Source organism: Mesorhizobium sp. CA10, assembly GCF_020165285.1.
GTDB lineage: Bacteria > Pseudomonadota > Alphaproteobacteria > Rhizobiales > Rhizobiaceae > Mesorhizobium.
In genome coordinates this window covers 104,128-125,664 of record NZ_JAIUHV010000010.1, presented here as the reverse complement: position 1 = coordinate 125,664, position 21,537 = coordinate 104,128, and the positions used below count along the sequence as shown (strand labels likewise).

At 64.3% G+C, this 21,537-nt stretch carries 20 protein-coding genes; 6 read left to right on the top strand and 14 right to left on the bottom strand.

The genetic code is table 11. From position 1 onward, the window contains the following. Positions 1–278 precede the first annotated feature (278 nt). Positions 279–695 carry a hypothetical protein gene (locus LB535_RS20840; RefSeq protein WP_224633524.1) on the top strand — a complete coding sequence of 139 codons (417 nt, stop codon included), beginning with the start codon at positions 279–281 and terminating at the stop codon, positions 693–695. Between the two features lie 18 nt (positions 696–713). On the opposite strand, the gene LB535_RS20835 is transcribed toward LB535_RS20840, so the two are convergent. Then, positions 714–1,850, bottom strand: a complete 1,137-nt coding sequence (locus tag LB535_RS20835) for a hypothetical protein (RefSeq protein ID WP_224633523.1) — start codon at positions 1,848–1,850, stop codon at positions 714–716. Between the two features lie 86 nt (positions 1,851–1,936). Here LB535_RS20835 and LB535_RS20830 point away from each other — a divergent pair, with 86 nt between their 5' ends. Further along, complete coding sequence (locus LB535_RS20830; protein ID WP_224633522.1) at positions 1,937–2,920, top strand: DUF1186 domain-containing protein; 984 nt, start codon at positions 1,937–1,939, stop codon at positions 2,918–2,920. 216 nt (positions 2,921–3,136) lie between these two features. Here LB535_RS20830 and LB535_RS20825 read toward each other — a convergent pair whose 3' ends face one another. Further along, positions 3,137–3,892, bottom strand: coding sequence for an MBL fold metallo-hydrolase (locus LB535_RS20825; protein ID WP_224633521.1), 756 nt, complete (start codon positions 3,890–3,892; stop codon positions 3,137–3,139). Positions 3,893–4,034: 142 nt separating this feature from the next. On the opposite strand from LB535_RS20825, the gene LB535_RS20820 reads away from it, so the two are divergent. Continuing rightward, positions 4,035–4,607 (top strand): TetR/AcrR family transcriptional regulator, encoded by a 573-nt coding sequence (locus LB535_RS20820; protein WP_224633520.1) that lies wholly within the window; start codon positions 4,035–4,037, stop codon positions 4,605–4,607. Positions 4,608–4,648: 41 nt separating this feature from the next. Here LB535_RS20820 and recQ read toward each other — a convergent pair whose 3' ends face one another. Both recQ and LB535_RS20810 read right to left on the bottom strand, forming a co-directional pair. Beyond that, positions 4,649–6,484 carry a DNA helicase RecQ gene (recQ, locus tag LB535_RS20815; protein WP_224633519.1) on the bottom strand — a complete coding sequence of 612 codons (1,836 nt, stop codon included), beginning with the start codon at positions 6,482–6,484 and terminating at the stop codon, positions 4,649–4,651. Continuing rightward, entirely contained in the window at positions 6,484–8,130 is a 1,647-nt protein-coding gene (locus tag LB535_RS20810; RefSeq protein WP_224633518.1) for a hypothetical protein, read from the bottom strand. Before LB535_RS20810 ends, recQ begins: the two co-directional genes overlap by 1 nt. Before the next feature lie 453 nt (positions 8,131–8,583). Between LB535_RS20810 and LB535_RS20805 the strand changes: the two genes are divergently transcribed. Next, positions 8,584–9,210, top strand: coding sequence for a LysE family translocator (locus LB535_RS20805; RefSeq protein ID WP_224633517.1), 627 nt, complete (start codon positions 8,584–8,586; stop codon positions 9,208–9,210). Positions 9,211–9,411: 201 nt separating this feature from the next. Continuing rightward, positions 9,412–10,509: a glycosyltransferase family 9 protein gene (locus LB535_RS20800; protein WP_224633516.1), complete on the top strand. Its 1,098-nt coding sequence runs from the start codon at positions 9,412–9,414 to the stop codon at positions 10,507–10,509. On the opposite strand, the gene LB535_RS20795 is transcribed toward LB535_RS20800, so the two are convergent. From LB535_RS20795 to uxaC, 8 genes are all read right to left on the bottom strand, one after another. Continuing rightward, entirely contained in the window at positions 10,506–10,838 is a 333-nt protein-coding gene (locus tag LB535_RS20795; RefSeq protein ID WP_224633515.1) for a cupin domain-containing protein, read from the bottom strand. The genes LB535_RS20800 and LB535_RS20795 overlap by 4 nt on opposite strands. A 71-nt stretch (positions 10,839–10,909) precedes the next feature. After that, on the bottom strand, positions 10,910–11,677 hold the full coding sequence (gene kduD / locus LB535_RS20790; RefSeq protein WP_224633514.1) for a 2-dehydro-3-deoxy-D-gluconate 5-dehydrogenase KduD: 768 nt from the start codon (positions 11,675–11,677) through the stop codon (positions 10,910–10,912). After that, positions 11,674–12,525: a 5-dehydro-4-deoxy-D-glucuronate isomerase gene (kduI, locus tag LB535_RS20785; protein ID WP_224633513.1), complete on the bottom strand. Its 852-nt coding sequence runs from the start codon at positions 12,523–12,525 to the stop codon at positions 11,674–11,676. The genes kduD and kduI overlap by 4 nt, the downstream gene beginning before the upstream one ends. A gap of 20 nt (positions 12,526–12,545) precedes the next feature. Beyond that, the gene (locus LB535_RS20780; protein WP_095769722.1) at positions 12,546–13,319 is read right to left on the bottom strand and encodes a FadR/GntR family transcriptional regulator; all 774 of its coding nucleotides are present in this window, start codon (positions 13,317–13,319) and stop codon (positions 12,546–12,548) included. Between the two features lie 11 nt (positions 13,320–13,330). After that, positions 13,331–14,611: a TRAP transporter large permease gene (locus LB535_RS20775; RefSeq protein WP_224633512.1), complete on the bottom strand. Its 1,281-nt coding sequence runs from the start codon at positions 14,609–14,611 to the stop codon at positions 13,331–13,333. Between the two features lie 3 nt (positions 14,612–14,614). Continuing rightward, a complete protein-coding gene (locus LB535_RS20770) occupies positions 14,615–15,118 on the bottom strand; it encodes a TRAP transporter small permease (RefSeq protein WP_224633511.1) in 504 nt (167 codons plus the stop codon). Between the two features lie 83 nt (positions 15,119–15,201). Further along, the gene (locus LB535_RS20765; RefSeq protein ID WP_224608666.1) at positions 15,202–16,179 is read right to left on the bottom strand and encodes a TRAP transporter substrate-binding protein; all 978 of its coding nucleotides are present in this window, start codon (positions 16,177–16,179) and stop codon (positions 15,202–15,204) included. A gap of 36 nt (positions 16,180–16,215) precedes the next feature. Beyond that, positions 16,216–17,619 carry a glucuronate isomerase gene (gene uxaC / locus LB535_RS20760; protein WP_224633510.1) on the bottom strand — a complete coding sequence of 468 codons (1,404 nt, stop codon included), beginning with the start codon at positions 17,617–17,619 and terminating at the stop codon, positions 16,216–16,218. Between the two features lie 164 nt (positions 17,620–17,783). Here uxaC and LB535_RS20755 point away from each other — a divergent pair, with 164 nt between their 5' ends. Beyond that, entirely contained in the window at positions 17,784–19,298 is a 1,515-nt protein-coding gene (locus LB535_RS20755) for a mannitol dehydrogenase family protein (RefSeq protein ID WP_224633509.1), read from the top strand. Between the two features lie 120 nt (positions 19,299–19,418). Here LB535_RS20755 and LB535_RS20750 read toward each other — a convergent pair whose 3' ends face one another. Together LB535_RS20750 and atpD are read right to left on the bottom strand one after the other, a co-directional pair. Continuing rightward, on the bottom strand, positions 19,419–19,826 hold the full coding sequence (locus tag LB535_RS20750) for a F0F1 ATP synthase subunit epsilon (RefSeq protein ID WP_095769727.1): 408 nt from the start codon (positions 19,824–19,826) through the stop codon (positions 19,419–19,421). 109 nt (positions 19,827–19,935) lie between these two features. Next, on the bottom strand, positions 19,936–21,513 hold the full coding sequence (atpD, locus tag LB535_RS20745) for a F0F1 ATP synthase subunit beta (protein WP_224633508.1): 1,578 nt from the start codon (positions 21,511–21,513) through the stop codon (positions 19,936–19,938). Positions 21,514–21,537 lie beyond the last annotated feature (24 nt).

Here is a 21,537-nt window from a genome sequence, read left to right as displayed (position 1 = left end):
TCGCGCTGCGCGCTTCGCAGGACAGGTCCAGCGAATTCCTTTCCGCGCGAAGCAGGATGCCCTCCGAAGCTTTAGCGAAGGAGGGCGACTCGGAGCTTTCCCTACATCCCCCTCACCTGCCCCATCGGCCTGCAGATGAAATCCCGCGGCCCTCGGGTGACAAAAATCCGACCGTGATCGATAATCCCATGATCTCAGGGGGTCGTTGCGCAGAGGACCACATGCGCTCGGGGCGAAATCTAAGAATATCCGGTCACTGTCTCACAACGGGTGATAGGATGATCGGGCGAGCTTTCGCCGTTGCCCTGGCAATTGCCTTTTTCCCTTCACCTTCGCACGCGCAACCACAGCATCGACTGCCGAGCGGCTATAGATGGGGCCGCTGCCTGCTGGTCGTTCATGGTGAGACCCGCATCTCTGGAAGATGCTCCTACCAAATCGAGAAGGGCGGCGATTTCAATGTCCAGGGGCCTCGTCAGGTTTTCGCAGGCATCGACTATCCCGACACGCATAGCGGGGCCGGTGAAATGTCGAAAGATTACTGGGCGGTTGTCTACAAGGACGGCGATCTTTGGGCGGGCTATGCGAACGCGGACATTCGCGACACGCACGGCGAGGCAGGCGATTGGGGAGAACTTCGCCGCGAGGGCGCCTGCTATGTCGGGAAGGAGGTCCGGGTGTGCCTTTGGCGTTAGCCGGCTCCCTTGCAAGACCTATCCCAGCGCCACCAGGCGTTCGAGGAAGCGCCCCTTCCCTGCGTGGCGCTCCCGGAGCGACTGAAGCCGGAGACGGAAATCCTCGGTGCTGCCCTGTTTTTCGGCAAGCGCCAATAAATCGGAAAGGAGCGCCGCTGCTTTATCGTAGCCGGCAGGGTTGCGCCGCCCGATCTCGACCTCCACCTCTTCCCAGACGTTTTCACCCCGCTGGCGAAGGACCTCGACCCGGATATCGCGGGCCTTCTCAGCCGCTTCCGCTTGCAGTCGCCGCTGCGCTTCCGCCAGCTCCGCCTCGGCGCGCTTGCGGGAAAGCCGGATTTCTTCGGCCCGCGCCTGCAGATCCGCTGCTGTGCGCAAAGGGGCAGGCGAGATTGTCGTTTCGGGTTCCAGACGTGCCCGAATCGTGGCCCGCAACTCGGCGGACATATTCGGCTCGCCATTGAAAACCCGCATGAGCAGACTGGTTTTCTCGACGTCGCTCATCGCCGCGACCACCCGCCGGGCGATATCCGGTGCCGCGCCACCGGGACCCGTTGTCGCGCTTCGCTCAGCCGCCGCCTGGACGAGATCGCGGTCGATGCCGAAGAACTCGGCGAACGCTTCGAGCGCCTCGGTCAGCGGTCCGATTCCCGGCATCGGCTCCGGCTCATCGGGTTCAATCGCGTCCGCTTCGACAGCCATCAACCAAAGTAGGTAGAAAAGCCGAAGATCGCCGGCGAGCAAGTCGGCCCGCAACGGCGCCAAGGCCGAGAGCCAACCTGAGTCGTCGTCGTCCAGGTACTCGAACTCCAACTCGTCGCGCGCGATGCTTATAATGATGTTCTCACCAGCGACCCTGAGCATGACGTCGCCGGTCGCTCCAAGGAAGGCGTCCACGCGATCCCGATCAACCAGCCGAGCCGGCAGCTTGATCATCAGGCGGCGGGAACCCCAATTGGCCCAATAAAGATGAAGATCGAACCAGCGCTCCATGAGCTCGTCCGGATCGCCTTTGAAATCCCCCCACTCGTAGAAATTGGTGAAGCTTGTGGCGGTGATTCGCGCCCGCGATGACAAATCGCGTAGCACTTGGCGATCCGCGCTGCCAAGGGGACGGTCGACCGCCTGGAATTCATAATATTGGTATTCGCTCATCCTCGCTCTCAGGATTGACACAAGTGTGTGGCTGGGGATCGGTAGCATACCGCCGGGCCGGGGCTCCATCGACGCGACTGGACGCGATGAAAAAAGAAGATCTGGAAAAGCTGCTTTCCGACGACAGCAGCGACTTCAAACTGTTTCCGATAGACCGCTATCTCCATGCCGTGGCGACTGAACGGCAGGTGCCGGATCTCGCAATCGCGGTCTGCACGATCAGGATAGAAGAATCAGCGCCTGCGCTGCGCATGGTCCTTGAACGCGCCGCCAACGGACAGCCTTTGTCGGACGATGAAGAGATGCTGCTCTTCAGGGGCGTGTATATCCTCGGCGGCGCCCGCGACACCCAGGCATGCCAAGCTTTGCTGCGTCTGCTGCGCCGCCCTGGGAAGGAAGCCGACCGGCTGCTTGGCGACGCCATAACCGAAACCTTGTCGCGCATCATCGTAGGCGTATTCGACGGCGACGCCGGCGCGCTGTTCGACATCATTGCCGAACGCTCCGGCGACGAATTCATCCGCGATTCGGCGTTTGGCGCGGTGACCTTTTTGACCTGGGAAGGTCGCATCGAGCGCGACCGGACAAGGGATTTCGTGGAACGGTTCTACAGGGAGAGGCTGGCCGACGACTGGGATTACGTGTGGGTCGGCTGGCTGCAAGCCATCGCGATGCTTGCCTTGCGAGACCTCGTTCCGCTTGCCTACAGCGCTTGGGATGAGGGCCTGATCCCGGAAGATGCGCTTGAACGCAGTGATTTCGAAAGCGACCTGCGGGAAGCCGAGCAGCAACCGGGCGACATCGGCCGGTTCGATCGCGCCAGTCTGAGTTACATCGAGGATGTCCTTGTGGCGCTGGATTGGACCCGCGGCCTTGACGATGACGACGACTTCGAGTTCGGCGACGACGAATTCGATCTTGACGAGGACGAGGATGGGCAAGCCTCACGGCTGGACCTGGCCTTCACCAGCGTCACACCGGCCACCAACCCCTGGCGCGACGTCGGGCGCAACGATCCGTGCCCTTGTGGAAGCGGCAAGAAATTCAAGAAATGTTGCCTTGCCAGCTGATTGGCGATCCTTCGCGAAGATGGCCTCCGAAGCCTTGGCGAAGGAGGCCGCTCATTCATTTCAGGTTACGCATTCGCGCGGCGCCCTTCGCAGGACTGACATCCTGAGCCCGAAGCAGGATGCGGCATAGGAAGCCGGCGTTCGGGCAGGTGCGCCCCTGACGGCCGCAAACGCCGGTGATCCGGCAGTCCGTCTTTGTGCCCTCTACGGACGCGCTCATGCTGCCAGCCTCTGCATGGCTTCGGCCATCTGAGCCGAGACACGGCGGTCGTAGTCCTCGGCAAGCGCCCGCAGGGCCGCAGCCCCGTCGCCGGAAAATGACGGGCCGTGCATGAGCGCCAGAGTGCGTGGCGCGAGCTTGGCAAGCTCGCGGATGGTCGTGCCCATGCCGGGATTGAGTGCCGAATATTTGAACAGATCCTCGGCGGCGATCGCCGGGCCGACAACATCGCCGTCGGTCAGCGCGCGGTCGTTGCCGAGTTGGGTGAACAGATCGCCGCAGAGCAGGGTGCCGGTCGATTCCTCGTATATGACGCCGGCGTCCCAACCATGCGGCGTGTGCGGTGTATCGATGAAGCGCACGCGCTTGCCGCCGCCGATGTCGATCACCTCGCCATCCTTCAGCACCCGCGGCGCACGATCCGCGAAATCGTTGAGCGACACGTAGACGCCTGTCTGTCCGTGCGCGGCCGTTGCTTGCGGCGCAACGGTGAGCCATTCGTTCATGGCGCCGCATTCGTCGGATTCGAAATGGCCAAATCCAATCCAGCGAAGACGCTCCGGCGGGATGATGCGGGCAAGCGCGTCGCGGTTGAGCGCGAACATCTTCCGCAGACCGGTGTGGAACATGAGCGGCTCATCGCCCATGACCAGGAACTGGTTGAAGGTGAAGCCGACGGGCGGAGCAATGTCCGATACATAGGTCGATAGGCGGTAGATGCCCTCGGCGATTTCGTCGATTTTCGTTTCCATGGAATCTCCTCCAAAACAATGGTTGCGTTCCCTCTCCCGGTTACCCAGGGCTGGACTTCGACCAAAATCGAAGTACATATGTGTGTAGCGAAATATTAGAGCCCTGTCAACAATGGGTGCACATTCGTGTGCATTTAAATATATGACCCGCAAATACACCCTTAAACGCCGTGCCGAGCAGCAGGCGGAAACCCGGCGGCGCATCGTCGAAGCTGCGATCGACCTGCACGGTAGCGTTGGTCCCGCAGCAACGACCTTCAGCTTGGTCGCCGAGCGCGCCGGCGTTCAGCGACACACGCTCTACGCCCACTTCCCTGACGAGCGCAGCCTGCTGCAGGCCTGCTCGAGCACGCACATCGAGACGCATCCGCTGCCGAGCCCGGAGCCGTGGCGAGTTGTGGCCGACCCAGGCGAACGGATGCGGATCGCGCTGCTGGCGATCTACGAGTGGTACGGGCGCAATGAAAGCGTGGTGGCCAGCGTGTTGCGCGACGCCGAACATCACCCGCCAACCCGGGAGGCTGTCGAGACGAGCATCGGCCCGTATTTCGCGACCTGCCAGGCAGTGCTCGGCGAAGGCCTTGGCGGCAGCCAGCGAGCGATGCTGCGCGTGGCGCTGAGCTTCTTCACCTGGCGCACGCTGGTGCGCGAAGCTGGCCTGCAGCCCGTTGAAGCCGTAAACGCCATGGTTCAGGCCGTCCACGGCGTGGGTTAAGCGGCAGACTCCGGCGGCAGTAGGCTGAGACGTGCGTGTTGTCAGCTTTCTGACGGGTGCGCCGCGATCGCACTCAAGAACGCCTCGCCGAACTCCTTGAGCTTCGCTGCACCCACGCCGTTCACTTCGGCGAAGTCGTCGAGGTCGCGCGGACGGCGCTCGGCCATGTCGATCAGGGTGCGGTCGGAAAACACCACATAGGCCGGCACCTGGCGTTCCTTGGCGAGCCGCAGCCGCAGCGTCTTGAGCGCGGCCAGCAAGGAAGTGTCCACGCTCTCGCCCGTGGCAGAGCCTTGCGCGGCACGCTTCCTGCCGCGCGCCAGACGGTCCCGGCCTTCGACACGATACTCGAACGCAACCTCGCCGCGGCCGAGCGCGCGGCCGCTTTCCGAGATGGCGAGGCCGCCATGGCCGTCGGGATCCGGCACCAGGAAGCCGCCGGCGACAAGTTGCCGGATGAGCGACAGCCAGACCGGCTTCCGGTGCATGATGCCGGTCCTGAAGCTGGCGAGCGTCTGATGGCCTCTGGCCAGCACCTTTTCGGTCTCATGGCCGAGCAGGATATCGATGACATGGGCGGCGCCGAAGCGCTCGCCGCTCTGCGCGACTGCCGCGAGGATGATCCGCGCCTCCGTCCCGCCATCGGCGCGCGGCGCCTGGTCGAGGCAGTTGTCGCAATTGCCGCAGGCTTGCGCCTCCTCGCCGAAATAGCCGAGCAGCACCTGGCGCCGGCACTGCGCCGTCTCGCAATAGCCGATCAGCGTGTCGAGCCGGCGATGCGCCCGCCTTTTGTGCTCGGGCGAGGTATCCTCGTCGTCGATGAACATCCGGCGCGTGCGGATGTCGCCGGCGCCGTAGAGCATGTGCGCTTCCGCCGCCCGGCCATCGCGGCCGGCGCGGCCGATCTCCTGGTAATAGGCCTCGAGGCTGCCGGGCAGGTCGGTGTGGAAGACATAGGCGACGTCGGGCTTGTCGATGCCCATGCCGAAGGCGATGGTCGCCACCATGACGACGCCCGACAGGCTCATGAAGGTGTTCTGGTTCGCCTCCCGCGCGTCCTTGCTCATGCCGGCATGGTAGGCGAGCGCGCGCACGCCGTTCTTCTCCAGGAAAGCCGCCATTTCTTCCGTCTTGCGGCGCGACAGGCAATAGATGATGCCGCTCTTGCCCTGGTGACGCTCGATGAAGCGCAGCAGCTGGCGCTTGCTGTCCTGCTTGGGCTCTATCGCCAGCTTGATATTGGGCCGGTCGAAGCCCAGCACCAGGGTTTCGGCGCGCCCGGCAAACAGCCGCGCTTCGATGTCGGCGCGCGTGGCCTCGTCCGCCGTCGCCGTCAGCGCGATGATGGGCACCTGCGGAAACACGCCGCGCAATTGCGACAGGTCTTCATATTCGCGCCGGAAGGCCGGTCCCCATTGCGAGATGCAATGCGCCTCGTCGATGGCGATCAGGCCGACATCGAGCCGGGACAGGGCTTCGAGCATCCGCTCCGTCATCAGCCGCTCCGGCGCCATATAGAGCAGCCGCGTCTGCCCGGACGCCACGCGGCGCCAAGCAGCGACATTGGCGTCGCGGTCGAGCGAGGAATTGATGGTGTCGGCGGCCACGCCGGCAAGGCGCAAGGCGGCGACCTGGTCCTGCATCAGCGCCACCAGCGGCGACACCACGATGGTAAGCCCGCCTTTGACCAGCGCCGGAACCTGATAGCAGAGCGATTTGCCGGCGCCTGTCGGCATCACCGCCAGCACATGCCGCCCGGACAGCAACGCCTCGATCACGGTCGCCTGCCCGGGGCGAAAATCGTCGAAGCCGAACACATCCTTCAGGACGCGCCGCTTGTGATCCTCGGCCCGGATGCTCACTGCCTGCGCCGGCATTACCGCGCCGTTCCCGCGTTCAAGGTGTAGGCCGGCATTTCGTAGCCGAATTCGTGGCAGAAGCTCTCCACGCGGGCGAGGAACGCCGCTGGCAGGCCATGCAGGTAGGTCTGGAATTCTTCATTGCGCTCCCATTTTCTCAGCGACGTCGGCCGTATCGGATTGTCCGCATCGCGGCTGTAAAGCGTGACCGGTGACAGACCGAACGACCGGGCGATCCTGCCCTGGACGATATCGGGTTCGGCGATCAATTCCTCATAGCGCAGATAGAAAACGGCTCTTTCGGGTTGAGCCTTTCTAAGGCGCGTCAACCCGTCATACTCCGCCTCCCAGCGCTCGGTCGTTACGTGAAAACGCCGTTCGTTCACCGTCTCTGGATGGGAGCTTGTGAGCACGTCGAAAGGATGCCGCACGCAATAGATCAATCCGACCGAGCCAGGCAGATGCTCGATGTCCTTATGGCTCTCATAGGTGCGTTTGACGACCAGATTGACTTCGGGGCGATCCAGTTCGAGCAGCGCCTGATACGGCGCTTCGTCCCTATGAACATAGATATCGTCGAAACACGCCATCAAACGACGGCTTAGCGTGGTTCCGCTGCGAGCACAGCCGGCAATGAAGATTCTTTTGCGAAACGTCATTGCAGAGGGCAGCCGGGGCGCAGCCTTGCGCAATCGCCAGAACAGTCGTCTTGCGCCACGGCGTAGAGTGGTCGCCGGCATCCGGGCTGCTTTGCCAGGAACGTCCCTCGACGTGATCTCGGCCAAGGCGATGCCGCTCTCTCCGGCAACGGCGTAGAGCAGCCAGATGCGGCCTCTCTCCTCGAAAATCGCAGGGTCGCGCAACGCGTTCTCCGCGCCTTCGGCCGGTCCGTCCCGGCTGGGGCAAACCGGCAAGCCCGCGCCTTCGAAGTCCGTCTGCGGTCGCAGCAGTTCGGTCTCGCCTTTGACCGTCCAGCCTCTCCAGTCCTCGGCGAGATCGATCGTGCCGTGAAGTATCCGTTCCGGCGCGTCGCCCCTGCGCGTGTAAAAGACCCGCAGCCAGCGACCGGATTTCTGCAGTGCAAGATGCCGCGGGGTGGGAAGATGCTTCATGCCGGACAGAACGACCGCACCCCGTTCGAAATCGGAGATGCCGGTCCTGGAGCGGAAGACGGTGATGGCTTCTGTCCCGAGAAGACCGTACCACCACTGATCGTGGCGGAAGAACCGGGCATAGGAAGGCCCGAGCGGCTCGGAAAGCGGATTGAAATGAAGGCCGTCACCGGATGTCGCGGCAAAGGTCGTCTGGCCTTCTCCGCCTTTTGCCGGTCCGTGAAAATACATAACGAAGCGGCGATTCCGCTGATCGACATGAACGTCGGGAGACGCGATGTGGCCTTTGATGAACGGACATTGAGCGAGAGATAGTACCCCGCCGGGATGGATGCGCCACGGGCCTTCGATCGAATCGGCGTAGGCGAGGCGGATATAGGAACCCCCGTGGTCGGCGAAATAGAGATAGTAGGCGCCCAGCCGCCCCGGCGCCCAGTCCGGCATGCCGATCAGCGACGGCCCGTTGATGTTGATCCCATCGCCGCCGGGCAACATGTCCGGCGTCACGATAAGCCCAAGCCGGCTCGCGGTGAGAATGGGTGGCGCGATCATGCGGCAGGCTGCTTCCGGTCGCCGATTCCATCCTGGCGACAAGCGCGCCTGTCGTGGAGCCTGCACGTTCCAGCCCGGCTTCGCCGGGTCTCACATGTCGCTTGCTCTTCCAAGCCAGCCCCCTTGATCTTGCCGCCGCCTGGGGCAGGCGCCTTGGCTCGATTGCCGATCCGGCATCGTTCGGCCTTGTCGTTCGATACAACGACGTGCATTGAAACGAAAGGTCAAAGCAATGCCGCGGTCCATTCCCGGCGGCTTCGAACGACAGGGCTGTGGGGACAGCGTACGCTTGCGACGAAATCATCGAAGCGTGGAAGGCCGTCACGACATTCCGCTCGAATCGCGGCGATCGCCGACTTCGCCGCCCGAGAGTTCCCCCGGCCCGTTCTGCGGTGCTATAACGCCGAGCCGCTCCGAATGAAGAGCGACGCTCGACGCAAAAGGAGCCTTGGCATGATCGATCCCGCGACGCTCGTCACCTACATCGCGGTCGTGTTAGGCTTCGTCTTCATCCCGGGGCCGGCGACGCTGCTCACGGTCGCGCGGGCGACGAGCTCGGGCACGAAGGTCGGCATCGCCACCGGCGCCGGTGTCGCGGCTGGCGACGTGATCCACACCATCATGGCCATCGTCGGCATTTCGGCCGTCGTCGCCGCTTCGGCGATGCTGTTCAGCATCGTCAAATATATCGGCGCGGCCTATCTCGTTTATCTCGGCATCCGCGCCATTTTCGAAAAGGCGCCGGCAGACCTGGCGGCCACGACGCTCCCCATTTCCGCGGGCCGGGCCTTCCGGCAGGCGATCCTGACCGAAGTGCTCAATCCGAAGACCGCCCTGTTCTTCCTGGCCTTCCTGCCGCAATTCGTGCACCCGCAAGGTGGTTTCGTGGTGCTGCAGCTGATGCAGCTTGGCATCATCTTTGTCCTGCTCGGGCTCTTCAGCACGGTCGTCTTCGCCGTCAGTGCGGGCGGCCTGGGTTCCTTGCTGCGCCGCAATCCGGCGGTGTTGAAATGGCAGGGCAAGGTGGTCGGCGGCATATATTGCGCGCTCGGCATACGCCTGGCGCTGCAGCAGCGCTGAAACGCTTCACCCGGCGGCGCCGGTCCCAGGCAGGCATGTCATAGCTGAATTCGCGACAGAAGGCCCGCATGGCCGGCGTCGGCGGGGTGACGAGATCGCGCTTTCTTTATAAAAGAAACCAGGCATATTCTTGCAGAACTCAGCCGGGGGCTTGCTGATATTATTCTTCCGCAGTCGTCCTGCTTCTCCGACACCACAGCAATGGAATCCGTCTCCGCCATGGATTCGTCCGCGCCCGCGCTGATATTCTATGCCCGCAACGACGCGCTTGGCGACGGCCTGCTGCGGATTCCGGCCCTGCGGGCGGCGAGGACGGCCTTTCCGCAAAGCCGTGTCGTCTACGGCGCCATGCGCGGCTCATCGCTCTCGCATGTGTTGCACAAGCATGTCGCGCATCTCGTCGACGATTTCAGGACGAAGACGCCGCTTTCAGCCATCCTCGCCGAATTCGCGCAGCGCGGCCGCAAAGCCATCGTCGTCGATCTGCGCACCGGCGTGCCGGGCCTAATGCTCACGGCTCTTCGACTTGCAGGCCGGGGCATCCGCTACGAAGCGAACTTTGCCGGCCATCTTCTGTCGCTGCGCTGGGGCACGCGGTTGACGCTGCGGCCGGAACACAATGCCTGGCGCTACCACCGGCTGGTCGAGCGTCTGGCGGGGCGGCATCTGCCTTTCGATCACAGGCTCGATGTGCCGGACGCCGCGCGGGCTCTGGCGCGCCAGCTGCGCGGCGGTTGCGGCCGTCCGCTCGTCCTGCTTGGCGGCAATGCCCATGGCAGGAAGTGCATGAGCGAAGATCAGGTGGTGGCTGTTGCCGGCAATCTCATCGATGCCGGCTACCGGGTGCTGTATCTGGCGACCCCCGGCAGCGGACCGGCGCCACCGGCGCTCCTCGCAAGGGAAGGCCGCCTCCAGGTGGCCGGTCCGGAACTGGCGCCGGACATTGCAAGCTTCGACGATCTCCTGCTTGCGCTGGGCGAGATGGCCGTCGCCTATATCGGCATGGAGGGCGGACTGGCGCATCTCATGGCCGCCGTCATGACGCCGGCGGTGATCGTCAACAACGGCGCCAATATGGAGCGCTGGCGCCCCCTTTCAAATGCGGTCGAAGTCGTCACGGCGCCAAGGCGAGGCCGTTCGGCCAATGTCGCCGACGCGCCGGTCGAGGCCATACTCGATGCCGCGCATCGCCTGCTCGCGACAGGCCGCCGCGATCACATGGCGGCCGCAGCGGTTCCGGAAAGGCGTGAAACCGCTCCGGTGCAATCGGCGTCCGATAGAACCGCCGACCTGCCCTAACCGAGGAAATCGACCCGGCAAGGCGCAAAACTGTCGACCAGCCGCCCGGCCTCCAGCGCCTTGACGCCATGCACGAGATTGGACGGCACGATGAAGCTGCTGCCTGTTTCGAGGATCTCCGATCGGCCGTCGACAGTGACCTCGAAGCGACCCTCGGCGACATAGCTTGCCTGGACGTGGGGATGCGAATGCAGCACGCCGATGCCACCCTTGTCGAAGGCGAACTCGACCATCATCAATTGGTCGGTATGCACCAGCACGCGCCGCCTGTTGCCGTCCGGCGTCGGCTCCCAGGTTTTTTCGCCCGCATGCGAAAAGATATCGGTCATCGCTCAGCTTCCGTTCGGCTTGTAAAGCAAAATCCAGGAAAGGTCCGGCGCGGTTTTCCGGCGGGAGACGGTCACCGCGCCAGCCAGCCGCCATCGACCGGCACCACGGCGCCATGCATATAGTCCGACGCCCGCGCCAGCAGGAACACGGCTGCGTCGCCGATATCGTCGGGCCGCCCCCAGCGCGCCGCGGGGATGCGCCCGAGGATGGCCGCGCTGCGGTCCGGGTCGGCGCGCAGCGCCTCGGTGTTGTTGGTCTCGATATAGCCCGGCGCGATGCCGTTGACGTTGATGCCTTTCGCCGCCCATTCGCAGGCGAGCAGCCTTGTGAGGCCAAGCACGCCGTGCTTCGAGGCCGTATAGGAAGCAACGCGGATGCCGCCCTGGAAACTCAGCACCGACGCGATGTTGACGATCTTGGCGCGCCGTCCGGGCTCCGCCAGCACGCGCCTGGCAAAGCTCTGGCAGAGCCGGAAGACCGTCTTCAAATTGACATCCATCACCTCGTCCCAGTCGGCTTCGCTCAGGTCGACCGCATCGGCGCGCCGGATGATGCCGGCATTGTTGACGAGGCCATCGAGCCGGCCGCTCTCGTCCCAAACCCGGTCGAGCATGGCGGCTGCCTCGGCCGGATCGCCGAGATCGGTCTTCACCGCTTCGAAGCTGCCGCCCGCGGCCGCGACTTTCCCGGCGGTGTCATCCATCGCCGAACGGCCGACGCCGACGACCAGGCCGCCGGCGCGCGCGATCGATACGGCGATGCCTTGGCCGATGCCGGTGTTGGCGCCGGTGACCAGGATGCGCTTGCCCGTGAGGCTGAAGGCGGAAAGATCGCTCACCGCAATTGATCCATCGCCACCTGGTCGACGTCGGCATAGTCGACATTGTCTCCGGCCATCGCCCAGATGAAAGCGTAGTTGGATGTGCCGGCGCCCGAATGGATCGACCAGCCCGGCGACAGCACCGCCTCCTCGCTGCGCATGACGATGTGGCGCGTCTCGTCCGGTTCGCCCATGAAGTGGAAGACGCGCTGCCCTTCCGGCAGATCGAAGTAGAGATACGCTTCCATGCGCCGGTCATGCACATGGCAAGGCATGGTGTTCCACACCGAGCCTGGCGCGAGCTGCGTGATGCCGACGACGAGCTGGCAGGTCTTGACGCCGCCGGCGTGGATGAACTGGAAGATCGAGCGTTCGTTGCTGGTCGCCTGGCTGCCGAGATCGATCCGCCTGGCGTCGCCGATGCGGATTAACTGGCTGGGATAGGTCCAATGCGCCGGTGCGCTAAGCAGGTAGAATTTTGCCGGCTTGTCGGGCTCCGCCGAGGCGAACGACACCTGCTCAGCGCCCATGCCGAGATAGACCATGTCGCGCGCCGCCAATTCGTAAGCCATGCCGTCGGCCGTGACGGTGCCGGCGCCGCCGATGTTGACGGCGATCAGTTCGCGGCGGTCGAGGAAAGCCTTGGTTCCGGTCGGTTTGATCGCCTCGAGCGGCAGGATCTTGTCGATAGGCATGGCGCCGCCGACGATCATGCGGTCGTAATGCGTGTAGGTCAGGCTTACGAGGCCCGGCTGGAAAAGCCCCTCGACGTGGAAATGGTGGCGCAACTCGTCTGTCCCCATGGCCGCGGCGGTGATGGGATCGATGGCGAAGCGCGAGGAAAATTCGGTGTGTGTATGGTCCATTTCTAGGCCTTGTCTGATGGTCACTCGGTCGATGCGGCTTTCAGCGAATTGGCATAATAGGCCTGTCTGGCCTGCAGCCGCTCGCGGTAGCGCTGCTGGCTGCGGGTCAGATGCGTGCGCATCGCCTCGCGCGCGGCCTCGGCATCGCCCGCCGAGATCGCATTGAGGATGACGAGATGCTCGCGCTGCAGGCCGCGCTGGTACTCGTCCGACTGGACGAGCTCTGTCGACCAGGGCGACGTCACGTCGCAAGGAATGGCGCGGCGTCCCAGCACATCGAGCATCTCGACATAGAACGGGTTGTTGGTGGCGCTGGCGATCGCGCGGTGGAAGGCGAGGTCGGCCGGGCCGGTCGGCTGGCTGGCGAGCAGCAGCCGCTCGAACTCGAAGAAGGCCTCCTGGATCGCGGCCTCCTGGGCGGCGTTGCGGCGGATGGCGGCCAGGCCCGCCGATTCGATCTCGATCGCGAGGCGGACCTCGAGCACGTTGAGCGCGACCGAATCCTTGGCTCCCATGTCGGCGGCCAAAACGCCGAAGGTGGTCGAGATGTGCTCACTGACGAAGACGCCGGCGCCTTGCCGCGCTTCGACCAGGCCGTCGGCGGCAAGCTTGGCCAGCGCCTCGCGGATGACCGTGCGGCTGACGCCGAAAGTCTCCGTCAGCTGGCCTTCGGTTGGCAGCTTCTGTCCGGGCGGAACCTCGCCCGCCAAGAGCTGCTTGCGGATCGCCGCGACCACGGTCTCCGACAGTTTCGGCTTCCGTTCGACCCTGAGGTCGGCAACTGTTTGAGACACGTGGTGCCCTCCTAGTGAAACAGGCTCGGCAGCCACAATGAGATTTCCGGTATGTAGGTGACAAGCATCAGCACCATGAAGGCCGCTCCATAGAACGGCCAGATCGAGCGCATTGCCGTCCAGATGGGAATGCGGCCGATGGCGCAACTGACGAACAGCACCGCGCCGACCGGCGGTGTGCAAAGGCCGATGCCGAGATTGAGGATCAGGATGACGCCGAAATGCACGGGATCGACGCCATAGGCCATCACCACCGGCAGGAAGATGGGCGTGGTGATGATGATGAGCGGAGACATATCCATGAATGTGCCGAGGATGAGCAGGACGACATTGATCAGGAGCAGTATGACCAGCTTGTTGTCGGACACGGACTGCAAAAACGCGACAAGCGCTGCCGGAACCCGGAGATAGGCCAGCAGCCAGCCGAAGGCCGCGGCGCAGCCGATGATCATCAGCACCATCGCTGTCGTGCGCACCGCGGCCGTGGTCGCGGTGACGAAATCGTTCCAGCTCATCGAGCGGTAGATGATCAACGTCACCAGGAAAGCATAGACGATGGCAATGCAGGAGCTTTCGGTGGCGGTGAAGACACCGGAGCGCACGCCGCCAAAGATGATGCCGATCAGGATCAGCCCGGGAATGGCGGCGACAAGCAGCTGCAAGGCCCGGCCGAAACCGGCAAAAGGTTCCGTCGGATAGCCGCGCCGGCTTGCCACCAGATAGGCGGTGACCATCAGCGACAAGGCCAGCAGCAGCCCCGGCAGAACCCCGGCGGTGAAAAGATCCGCGATCGAGATGCGGCCGCCGGCCGAGATCGAATAGATGATCATGTTGTGCGACGGCGGGATCAGCAGCGCAATGATGGCGCCGACAGAGGTGATGTTGACGGCATAGTCGACGCCGTAGCCGCGCGCCTTCATCTGCGGGATCATCAGCCCGCCGACCGCTGAGGCATCGGCTACCGCCGAACCGGAAATTCCGCCGAACATGGTCGACGCGGCAATGTTGACTTGTCCCAGACCGCCGCGCAGGTGGCCGACCAGGGACCCGGCCAATGCCACCAGGCGGGCGGCGATGCCGCCGCGAACCATAAGGTCGCCGGCGAAGATGAAGAAAGGGATGGCCATCAGCGAAAAGACGCTGACGCCGGAATTGAGCCGCTGGAACACAACGACCGGCGGCAGGCCGATCGTGAGGATCGTCGCGAAGCTGGCGACGCCGAGGCAGAACGCGATCGGCGTGCCGATAACCAGCAGGAAGACGAAAGTGCCGAAAAGCACGATCAGTGCCATGGTTCAGAGCTCCTCGCCGGTTGCGTAGATGTCGGCATCGACCGGCAGCCCGGCAAAGCGCCCCGCCAGCCGCTCGAGTGAAAACAGGCAGACCAGCGCGCCTCCCATGATGACTGGCAGGAAGCTGACGCCGCCGGGCAATGCGAGCGACGGCATCACCGTGTTCCAGGTCAACCTGGCGAGTTGCACGCCATAGACGATCATGCCGGCGCCGAAGGCCAGCACGACGAGATCGGAAATGCTGCGCAGCACCGCCTTGGCCGAGGCAGGCAAGACATAGAGCAGCACGTCGAAGCCGAGATGCGTGCGCTCGCGCACGCCGACGGCGGCGCCGAGAAAGATGAACCAGCCCATCAGCAGCACGGATGAGGATTCGGTCCAGCTCGGCGAGCGGTTCAGCATGTAGCGCGAGAAGACTTGCCAGAAGATGATGACGGTCATCAGCGTCAACCCGGTGCCGCTGACCCACAAGGCCAACCGCGCAAGCCCGGAAAGGGTGCGTTCCACCCGCAGCCAGAATCCTTTCGGACCCGACCGGCTGGATGGCAGCACGGAAGCCTCCGTGCCACCGGGCCCGTTGCCCATCCCGGTCATTTCGTCGCCTGGATACGGGCGGCGAGGTCCTTGAGCTCGGGCGTCGACAGATATTTGTCGTAGACCGGCTTCATGGCGTCGATCAGCGGCTGCTTGTCGATCTCGCTGATCTTGACGCCGGCTTTCTCGACGATGTCGCGCGACTTCTTCTCCTGCGCGTCCCACAGCTCGCGCATCTTGACGACGCTGTCCTTGGCCGCCTGGCGCACGATCGCCTGGTCTTCCGGCGCCAGCTTGTCCCAGCTTGCCTTCGACATCACCAGCACCTCCGGCACGATCTGGTGCTGATCCAGCGTGTAGTGCTTGGCGACCTCGTAATGCTTGGCGGATTCGAAGCTCGGCCAGTTGTTCTCGGCGCCGTCGATGACGCCGGTCTGCAGCGCCGAATAGACCTCGCCATAGGCCATCGGCGTGGCGTTGGCGCCGAGCGCATTGACCATGTCGACAAAGACGTCCGACTGGATGACGCGGAACTTCATGCCCTTCATGTCTGCCATCGAGGCGATGTCCTTCTTGGTGTTGTAGAAGGAGCGCGCGCCGGAATCGTAGAAGGCGAGTCCGACAAGGTCATGCGCCTCGAACGCCTTCAGGATCTGGTCGCCGATCGGCCCGTCCATGACATGGCGCATATGCTCGACCGAGCGGAAGATGTAGGGCAACGACGGCACGGCGGTTTCCGGCACGATGCCGTTGAATGGCCCCATGGAGACGCGATCGAGGTCGATGACGCCGGCCTGGGTCTGCTCGATCGTATCCTTTTCCTCGCCGAGCTGCGCCGAATGATAGACCTCGATCGAATAGCGCCCGTTGGTGCGCTGCTTGATCAGCTCGCCCATGTATTTGACCGCCTCGACTGTCGGATAGCCGTCCGGATGGGTGTCCGAAGAGCGCAGGACGGTTTCGGCCTGCGCGGCTCCGATCACCAAGGACCCGATGGCGAATGTCGCGGCCAGCAATCTCGAAATACGCAACATGTCTTTCCTCCCTTCAAAAATCTCGGATGTCCCGGCTCAGAGCCGGTACGCCTTCTTGCCAAGCGAGTAGGCAAGCTCCCGCGCCAGCTCATGCGCCTCCTCCTCCCGGAGGCGATGCTCGGCGACCAGCCGCGCCAGAAAGGCGCAGTCGACACGCCGCGCGACGTCGTGGCGCGCCGGGATCGACGGGAAGGCGCGCGTGTCGTCATTGAAGCCGACGGTGTTGTAGAAGCCCGCCGTCTCGGTGGTCATCTCGCGGAAGCGGCGCATGCCTTCCGGGCTGTCGTGGAACCACCAAGCCGGCCCGAGCTTGAGCGCCGGATAGACGCCGGCGAGCGGCGCCAGCTCGCGCGCATAGCTCGTCTCGTCGAGCGTGAACAGGATGATCGTGAGGTCGCGCTCCAGCCCGACGCAGTCGAGCAGCGGCTTCAGCGCCGACACATAATCGGTCCGCGTCGGGATATCGAAGCCCTTGTCGCGGCCGAATTTCCGGAAAACGGAAGGCGAATGATTGCGCCATGATCCAGGATGGATCTGCATCGCCAGGCCGTCGTCGCGGCTCATCTTGGCCATCTCGGTCAGCATCTGGGCTCGGAACAGTTTTCGCTCGCGCTCATCCTCGGAGCCGCGCCGGATGCGGTTGAACAGCTCCTGCGCCGCCGCGTCGGAGAGATTGGCGGTCTCGGCCGTCGGATGGCCGTGATCGGACGAGGTCGCGCCGAACTCCTTGAAATAGGCGCGGCGCTTTCGATGCGCCTCGAGATAGCCGGACCAGCTGCCGGTGTCGCATCCGGTGATCTCGCCGAGCCTATCCAGATTGGCCGGGAACCCCTCGAAATCGGGATCGACCACGGCGTCCGGCCGATACGCGGTGACGACGCGGCCCTTCCAGCCGCTGTCGCGGATCGTCCGGTGCCATTTGAGATCGTCGAGCGCGCCTTCGGTCGTCGCGATCACCTCGATGTTGAAGCGTTCAAACAGCGCGCGCGGCCGATAGTCGTCGCGTTGCAGCAGCGCGGCGATCGTGTCGTAGATGCGGTCGGCGCTGGCTGCGGTAAGCGGCTCCCTGATGTCGAACAGATGCTCGAACACATGATCGAGCCACAGCCGTGTGGGCGTGCCGCGGAAGAGATAATAATGCTCGGCGAAGCGCCGCCAGATCGCCCGGCCGTCGGTTTCGACGGGTGCGCCGTCGAGCGTCGGGACGCCGAGTTCCTCCAGCCGCACGCCTTGGCTGAACAGCATGCGGAAAATGTAATGGTCCGGCACGATCAAGAGCTGCGCCGGGTCGGAAAACGGTTCGTTGAGCGCGTACCAGCGAGGGTCGGTGTGGCCGTGCGGACTGACGATCGGCAGGTCCTTCACACCCGCATAAAGGGCGCGCGCCAATGATCGCGTTTCCGGCGCGAACAGCAGGTCCGGATCGGTCAATGCGGCCACGCGGCTCCTCCCAGGCTTCGCTATTGGTAGATCGGTCAGAGATAATGTCAACATACAAATATTATGTAGTTGTATGATGACTTGCGAAAGGAACGTGGCCATTGTGCACGGCGACAGCGGGTGTTAGGTCGCTGCCGTCGTTTTCCGATCGGAGACCAGCTTCCATGAACGGCCGTCTGTCCAACGCCACCCTTGCGGAGCTGCCGGCCGAAGTTCTGGTGCCTCGCTACGACCGCAAATCCGTCGCGCCCGGCATCGTCCATCTCGGCGTCGGCGCCTTTCACCGTGCCCATCAGGCCGCCTATGTCGATGCCTGTCTGGCGGATGGCGAGAGCGATTGGGGCATCATCGGCGTCTCGCTGCGTAGCCCCGACACGCGCGATGCGCTGGCGCCGCAGGACGGGCTCTACACGCTGGCAATCCGCGACAGCGCCGGCGAGCAGCTGCAGGTGATCGGCTCGATCCAGTCCTTGCTCGTCGCCCCGGAGGACCCTGGCGCTGTGCTCGCCGCGCTCACCGATCCGCGCACCCGCATCGTCACGCTCACCATCACCGAAAAAGCCTATCTGAGAGCAGCCGACGGCACGCTCGACAGCGCTCACCTCGATATCGTCCACGACCTCGCCAACCCCGGATCGCCAAAGACGGCGCATGGATTTCTCGCCGAGTCGCTCGCGCGCCGCCGTGCGGCCGGCACGCCGCCCTTTACGGTGCTCTGCTGCGACAACCTGCCGGCCAACGGCGCCACATTGCACCGGCTGATGGTCGAGTTCGCGAAATTGCGCGACGCCCAGGCAGGCTCCGGCGACCGGCCGTTGGCAGGCCATATCGCCGATGAAGTGGCCTTCCCGTCCTCAATGGTCGATCGCATCGTGCCGGCGACCACGGACGCCGATCGCGCCCGCATCGCTGGCGAGCTCAGCATCGATGACGCGTGGCCGGTGATGACCGAGCCGTTCTGCCAATGGGTGATCGAGGACCGCTTTCCCGCGGGGCGGCCGGCCTGGGAGAAATTCGGCGTCGCCATGGTCGAGGATGTCGGCCCCTTCGAGGACATGAAGCTGAGGCTGCTCAACGGCGCGCATTCCGGCATTGCCTATCTTGGCCTGCTCAGCGGCCACGCCACCGTCGACCGCGCCTTTGCCGATCCGTCGATCCGGCAGTTCGTCGATTGGCTCTGGGCCGAGGCCATTCCAACCCTGCCGCAGCAGGCCGGGCTCGACACAAGCGCTTATACGGCCGAGCTCGCCGAACGCTTTTCCAACACGGCGCTCGCCCACCGCACTGCGCAGATCGCCAATGACGGCAGCCAGAAGCTGCCGCAGCGCATCGTCGCCTCCGCCCTCGCCCGGCTGGAGGCTGGCTTGCTGCCGGAACATCTGTCGCTGGTTGTCGCCGCCTGGATCGCCGCCTGCGCCGCTCGCGGCAACACTTTGCCCGAGGGCCACTTCACAGATCCGCTCGATGCCGCCCTCGGCGACCTGTTCGGCCGCAATCTGCCGACGACGACAATGGCCGAGGCCGTGTTCGACCTCGCCGGCTTTGCCAAAGGCCACGCGGAACGACAAAGGTTGATCGAGTTTGTCGCCACCCACCTCGTCCATTTCAAGCAGGGCGGTCCGAAGCTGGCTCTCGCCGCGCTCGGCATCGGCAGCGAGCCGCCAAGGCTGGCCGAATAGCTATTCGCCCGCCTACCCGCCTGGGATTGCGCTCTATGCAGCGCGAGACTGTCTCGTAAACAGCAAAAACAAAAAAGCGGGACTAGCCCCGCTTTGTAAAACGCTTCCCGGGAGCCGAAATCAGGCCGGCAGCAGCGCCCCTTCCAGCGTGGTGAGCTGGCTGAGGAACTGCTCAGCCTTGCTGCGGCTCTCGTCGTCCTTGGCGTCGGCCGCGTCTTCCTTGGCCTCCTGGATGCGGCGAGCCAGATCGGCGCGATCGATGTCGTTCACATGCGTCGCCGATTCGGCAAGAAGCGTGCAGCCGGAAGGCAGGATGTCGGCGAAACCGCCGAACACGACGAAGCGCTCTTCCTTGCCGCCCGCGGTCTTTATCGTGACGACGCCGGGCTTGATGGTCGTCATGACCGGCGCGTGCTGCGCCATCACCGTCATCTCGCCTTCGGCACCCGGGATGACGACCGACTCGACCTGCTCGGAAACGAGCAGCCGCTCCGGTGAGACCAGTTCGAACTTGAAAGCTTCAGCCATGTAAACCTTAGCAGGTAGGGAATAGTGAATAGTCAGTAGTGAAGGGACGCCACCGCCCGGATCACACCGCTATTCTCTACTCACTACTCACTACTCCCTATTCGCTTTCTTATGCCGCTTCAGCCGCGAGGCGCTGCGCCTTCTCGACCGCCTCGTCGATGCCGCCGACCATGTAGAAGGCGGCTTCCGGCAGGTGGTCGTAGTCGCCGGCGCAGAGGCCCTTGAAGCCCTTGATGGTGTCGGCGAGGTCGACCAGCTTGCCCGGCGATCCGGTGAACACTTCGGCGACGAAGAACGGCTGCGACAGGAAGCGCTCGATCTTGCGGGCGCGGGCCACCGTCTGCTTGTCCTCTTCCGAAAGCTCGTCCATGCCGAGGATGGCGATGATGTCCTGCAGCGACTTGTAGCGCTGAAGGATCGACTGCACCTGGCGGGCAACCTGATAGTGCTCCTCGCCGACGACCATCGGGTCGAGCATGCGCGAGGTGGAATCCAGCGGATCGACGGCCGGATAGATGCCCTTTTCCGAGATCGCGCGGTTCAGCACGGTCGTGGCATCGAGGTGGGCGAAGGACGTCGCCGGCGCCGGGTCGGTCAAGTCGTCGGCCGGCACGTAGATGGCCTGCACCGAGGTGATCGAGCCCTTGGTCGTCGTCGTGATGCGCTCCTGCAGCGCGCCCATGTCGGTCGCCAGCGTCGGCTGGTAACCCACGGCGGAAGGAATGCGGCCGAGCAGCGCCGACACTTCCGAGCCCGCCTGCGTGAAGCGGAAGATGTTGTCGACGAAGAACAGCACGTCCTGGCCCTGGTCGCGGAAATATTCGGCGACCGTGAGGCCGGTCAGGCCGACGCGGGCGCGCGCGCCCGGCGGCTCGTTCATCTGGCCGTAGACAAGTGCTGCCTTCGAGCCCTGGCCGCCGCCCTTCTTGTTGACGCCCGATTCGATGAACTCGTGATAGAGGTCGTTGCCTTCGCGGGTGCGCTCGCCGACGCCGGCGAACACCGAGAAGCCGCCATGCGCCTTGGCGACGTTGTTGATCAGTTCCTGGATCAGCACGGTCTTGCCGACGCCGGCGCCGCCGAACAGGCCGATCTTGCCGCCGCGGGCATAAGGCGCCAGGAGGTCGAGGACCTTGATGCCGGTGACCAGGATCTGCGCTTCCGTCGACTGATCGACATAGGCCGGAGCCGGCTGGTGGATGGCGCGCATTTCGACGCCGTCGACCGGGCCTTCCTCGTCGACCGGCTCGCCGATGACGTTGATGATGCGGCCGAGCATGCCGGGACCGACCGGAACCGAGATCGGCGCGCCGGTGTCATAGACCTCCTGGCCGCGAACGAGACCTTCGGTCGAGTCCATGGCGATGCAGCGCACGGTGTTCTCGCCGAGATGCTGGGCCACCTCGAGCACCAGGCGGTTGCCGACATTGTCGGTTTCCAGCGCGTTCAGAATGGCCGGCAGGTGATCCTCGAACTGCACGTCGACGACGGCGCCGATGACCTGGCGGACCTTGCCGGCGGCGCCGACGCGCTTGGCCGCAACGCTGGCTGCGGAAGCCGCGGCCTTGGCCGGAGCGGCCGCCTTCTTCGCCGGAGCGGCGGCCTTCTCGGCGGCTGCCGGGGCCTTCGCCGCCTTGGGGGCCGGTGCCGCCTTGGCGGCGGTCTTCGGGGTAGCTGCTTTCGCCATCGTCTTTGCCCTTTTCGTCTATCC

Excerpts from the sequence above, each read along its gene's own strand:
- LB535_RS20840 (WP_224633524.1), top strand. The coding sequence starts at position 279 with ATGATCGGGCGAGCTTTCGCCGTTGCCCTGGCAATTGCCTTTTTCCCT.
- LB535_RS20835 (WP_224633523.1), bottom strand. The coding sequence starts at position 1,850 with ATGAGCGAATACCAATATTATGAATTCCAGGCGGTCGACCGTCCCCTT.
- LB535_RS20830 (WP_224633522.1), top strand. The coding sequence starts at position 1,937 with ATGAAAAAAGAAGATCTGGAAAAGCTGCTTTCCGACGACAGCAGCGAC.
- LB535_RS20825 (WP_224633521.1), bottom strand. The coding sequence starts at position 3,892 with ATGGAAACGAAAATCGACGAAATCGCCGAGGGCATCTACCGCCTATCG.
- LB535_RS20820 (WP_224633520.1), top strand. The coding sequence starts at position 4,035 with ATGACCCGCAAATACACCCTTAAACGCCGTGCCGAGCAGCAGGCGGAA.
- recQ (WP_224633519.1), bottom strand. The coding sequence starts at position 6,484 with ATGCCGGCGCAGGCAGTGAGCATCCGGGCCGAGGATCACAAGCGGCGC.
- LB535_RS20810 (WP_224633518.1), bottom strand. The coding sequence starts at position 8,130 with ATGATCGCGCCACCCATTCTCACCGCGAGCCGGCTTGGGCTTATCGTG.
- LB535_RS20805 (WP_224633517.1), top strand. The coding sequence starts at position 8,584 with ATGATCGATCCCGCGACGCTCGTCACCTACATCGCGGTCGTGTTAGGC.
- LB535_RS20800 (WP_224633516.1), top strand. The coding sequence starts at position 9,412 with ATGGAATCCGTCTCCGCCATGGATTCGTCCGCGCCCGCGCTGATATTC.
- LB535_RS20795 (WP_224633515.1), bottom strand. The coding sequence starts at position 10,838 with ATGACCGATATCTTTTCGCATGCGGGCGAAAAAACCTGGGAGCCGACG.
- kduI (WP_224633513.1), bottom strand. The coding sequence starts at position 12,525 with ATGGACCATACACACACCGAATTTTCCTCGCGCTTCGCCATCGATCCC.
- LB535_RS20775 (WP_224633512.1), bottom strand. The coding sequence starts at position 14,611 with ATGGCACTGATCGTGCTTTTCGGCACTTTCGTCTTCCTGCTGGTTATC.
- LB535_RS20765 (WP_224608666.1), bottom strand. The coding sequence starts at position 16,179 with ATGTTGCGTATTTCGAGATTGCTGGCCGCGACATTCGCCATCGGGTCC.
- LB535_RS20755 (WP_224633509.1), top strand. The coding sequence starts at position 17,784 with ATGAACGGCCGTCTGTCCAACGCCACCCTTGCGGAGCTGCCGGCCGAA.
- LB535_RS20750 (WP_095769727.1), bottom strand. The coding sequence starts at position 19,826 with ATGGCTGAAGCTTTCAAGTTCGAACTGGTCTCACCGGAGCGGCTGCTC.
- atpD (WP_224633508.1), bottom strand. The coding sequence starts at position 21,513 with ATGGCGAAAGCAGCTACCCCGAAGACCGCCGCCAAGGCGGCACCGGCC.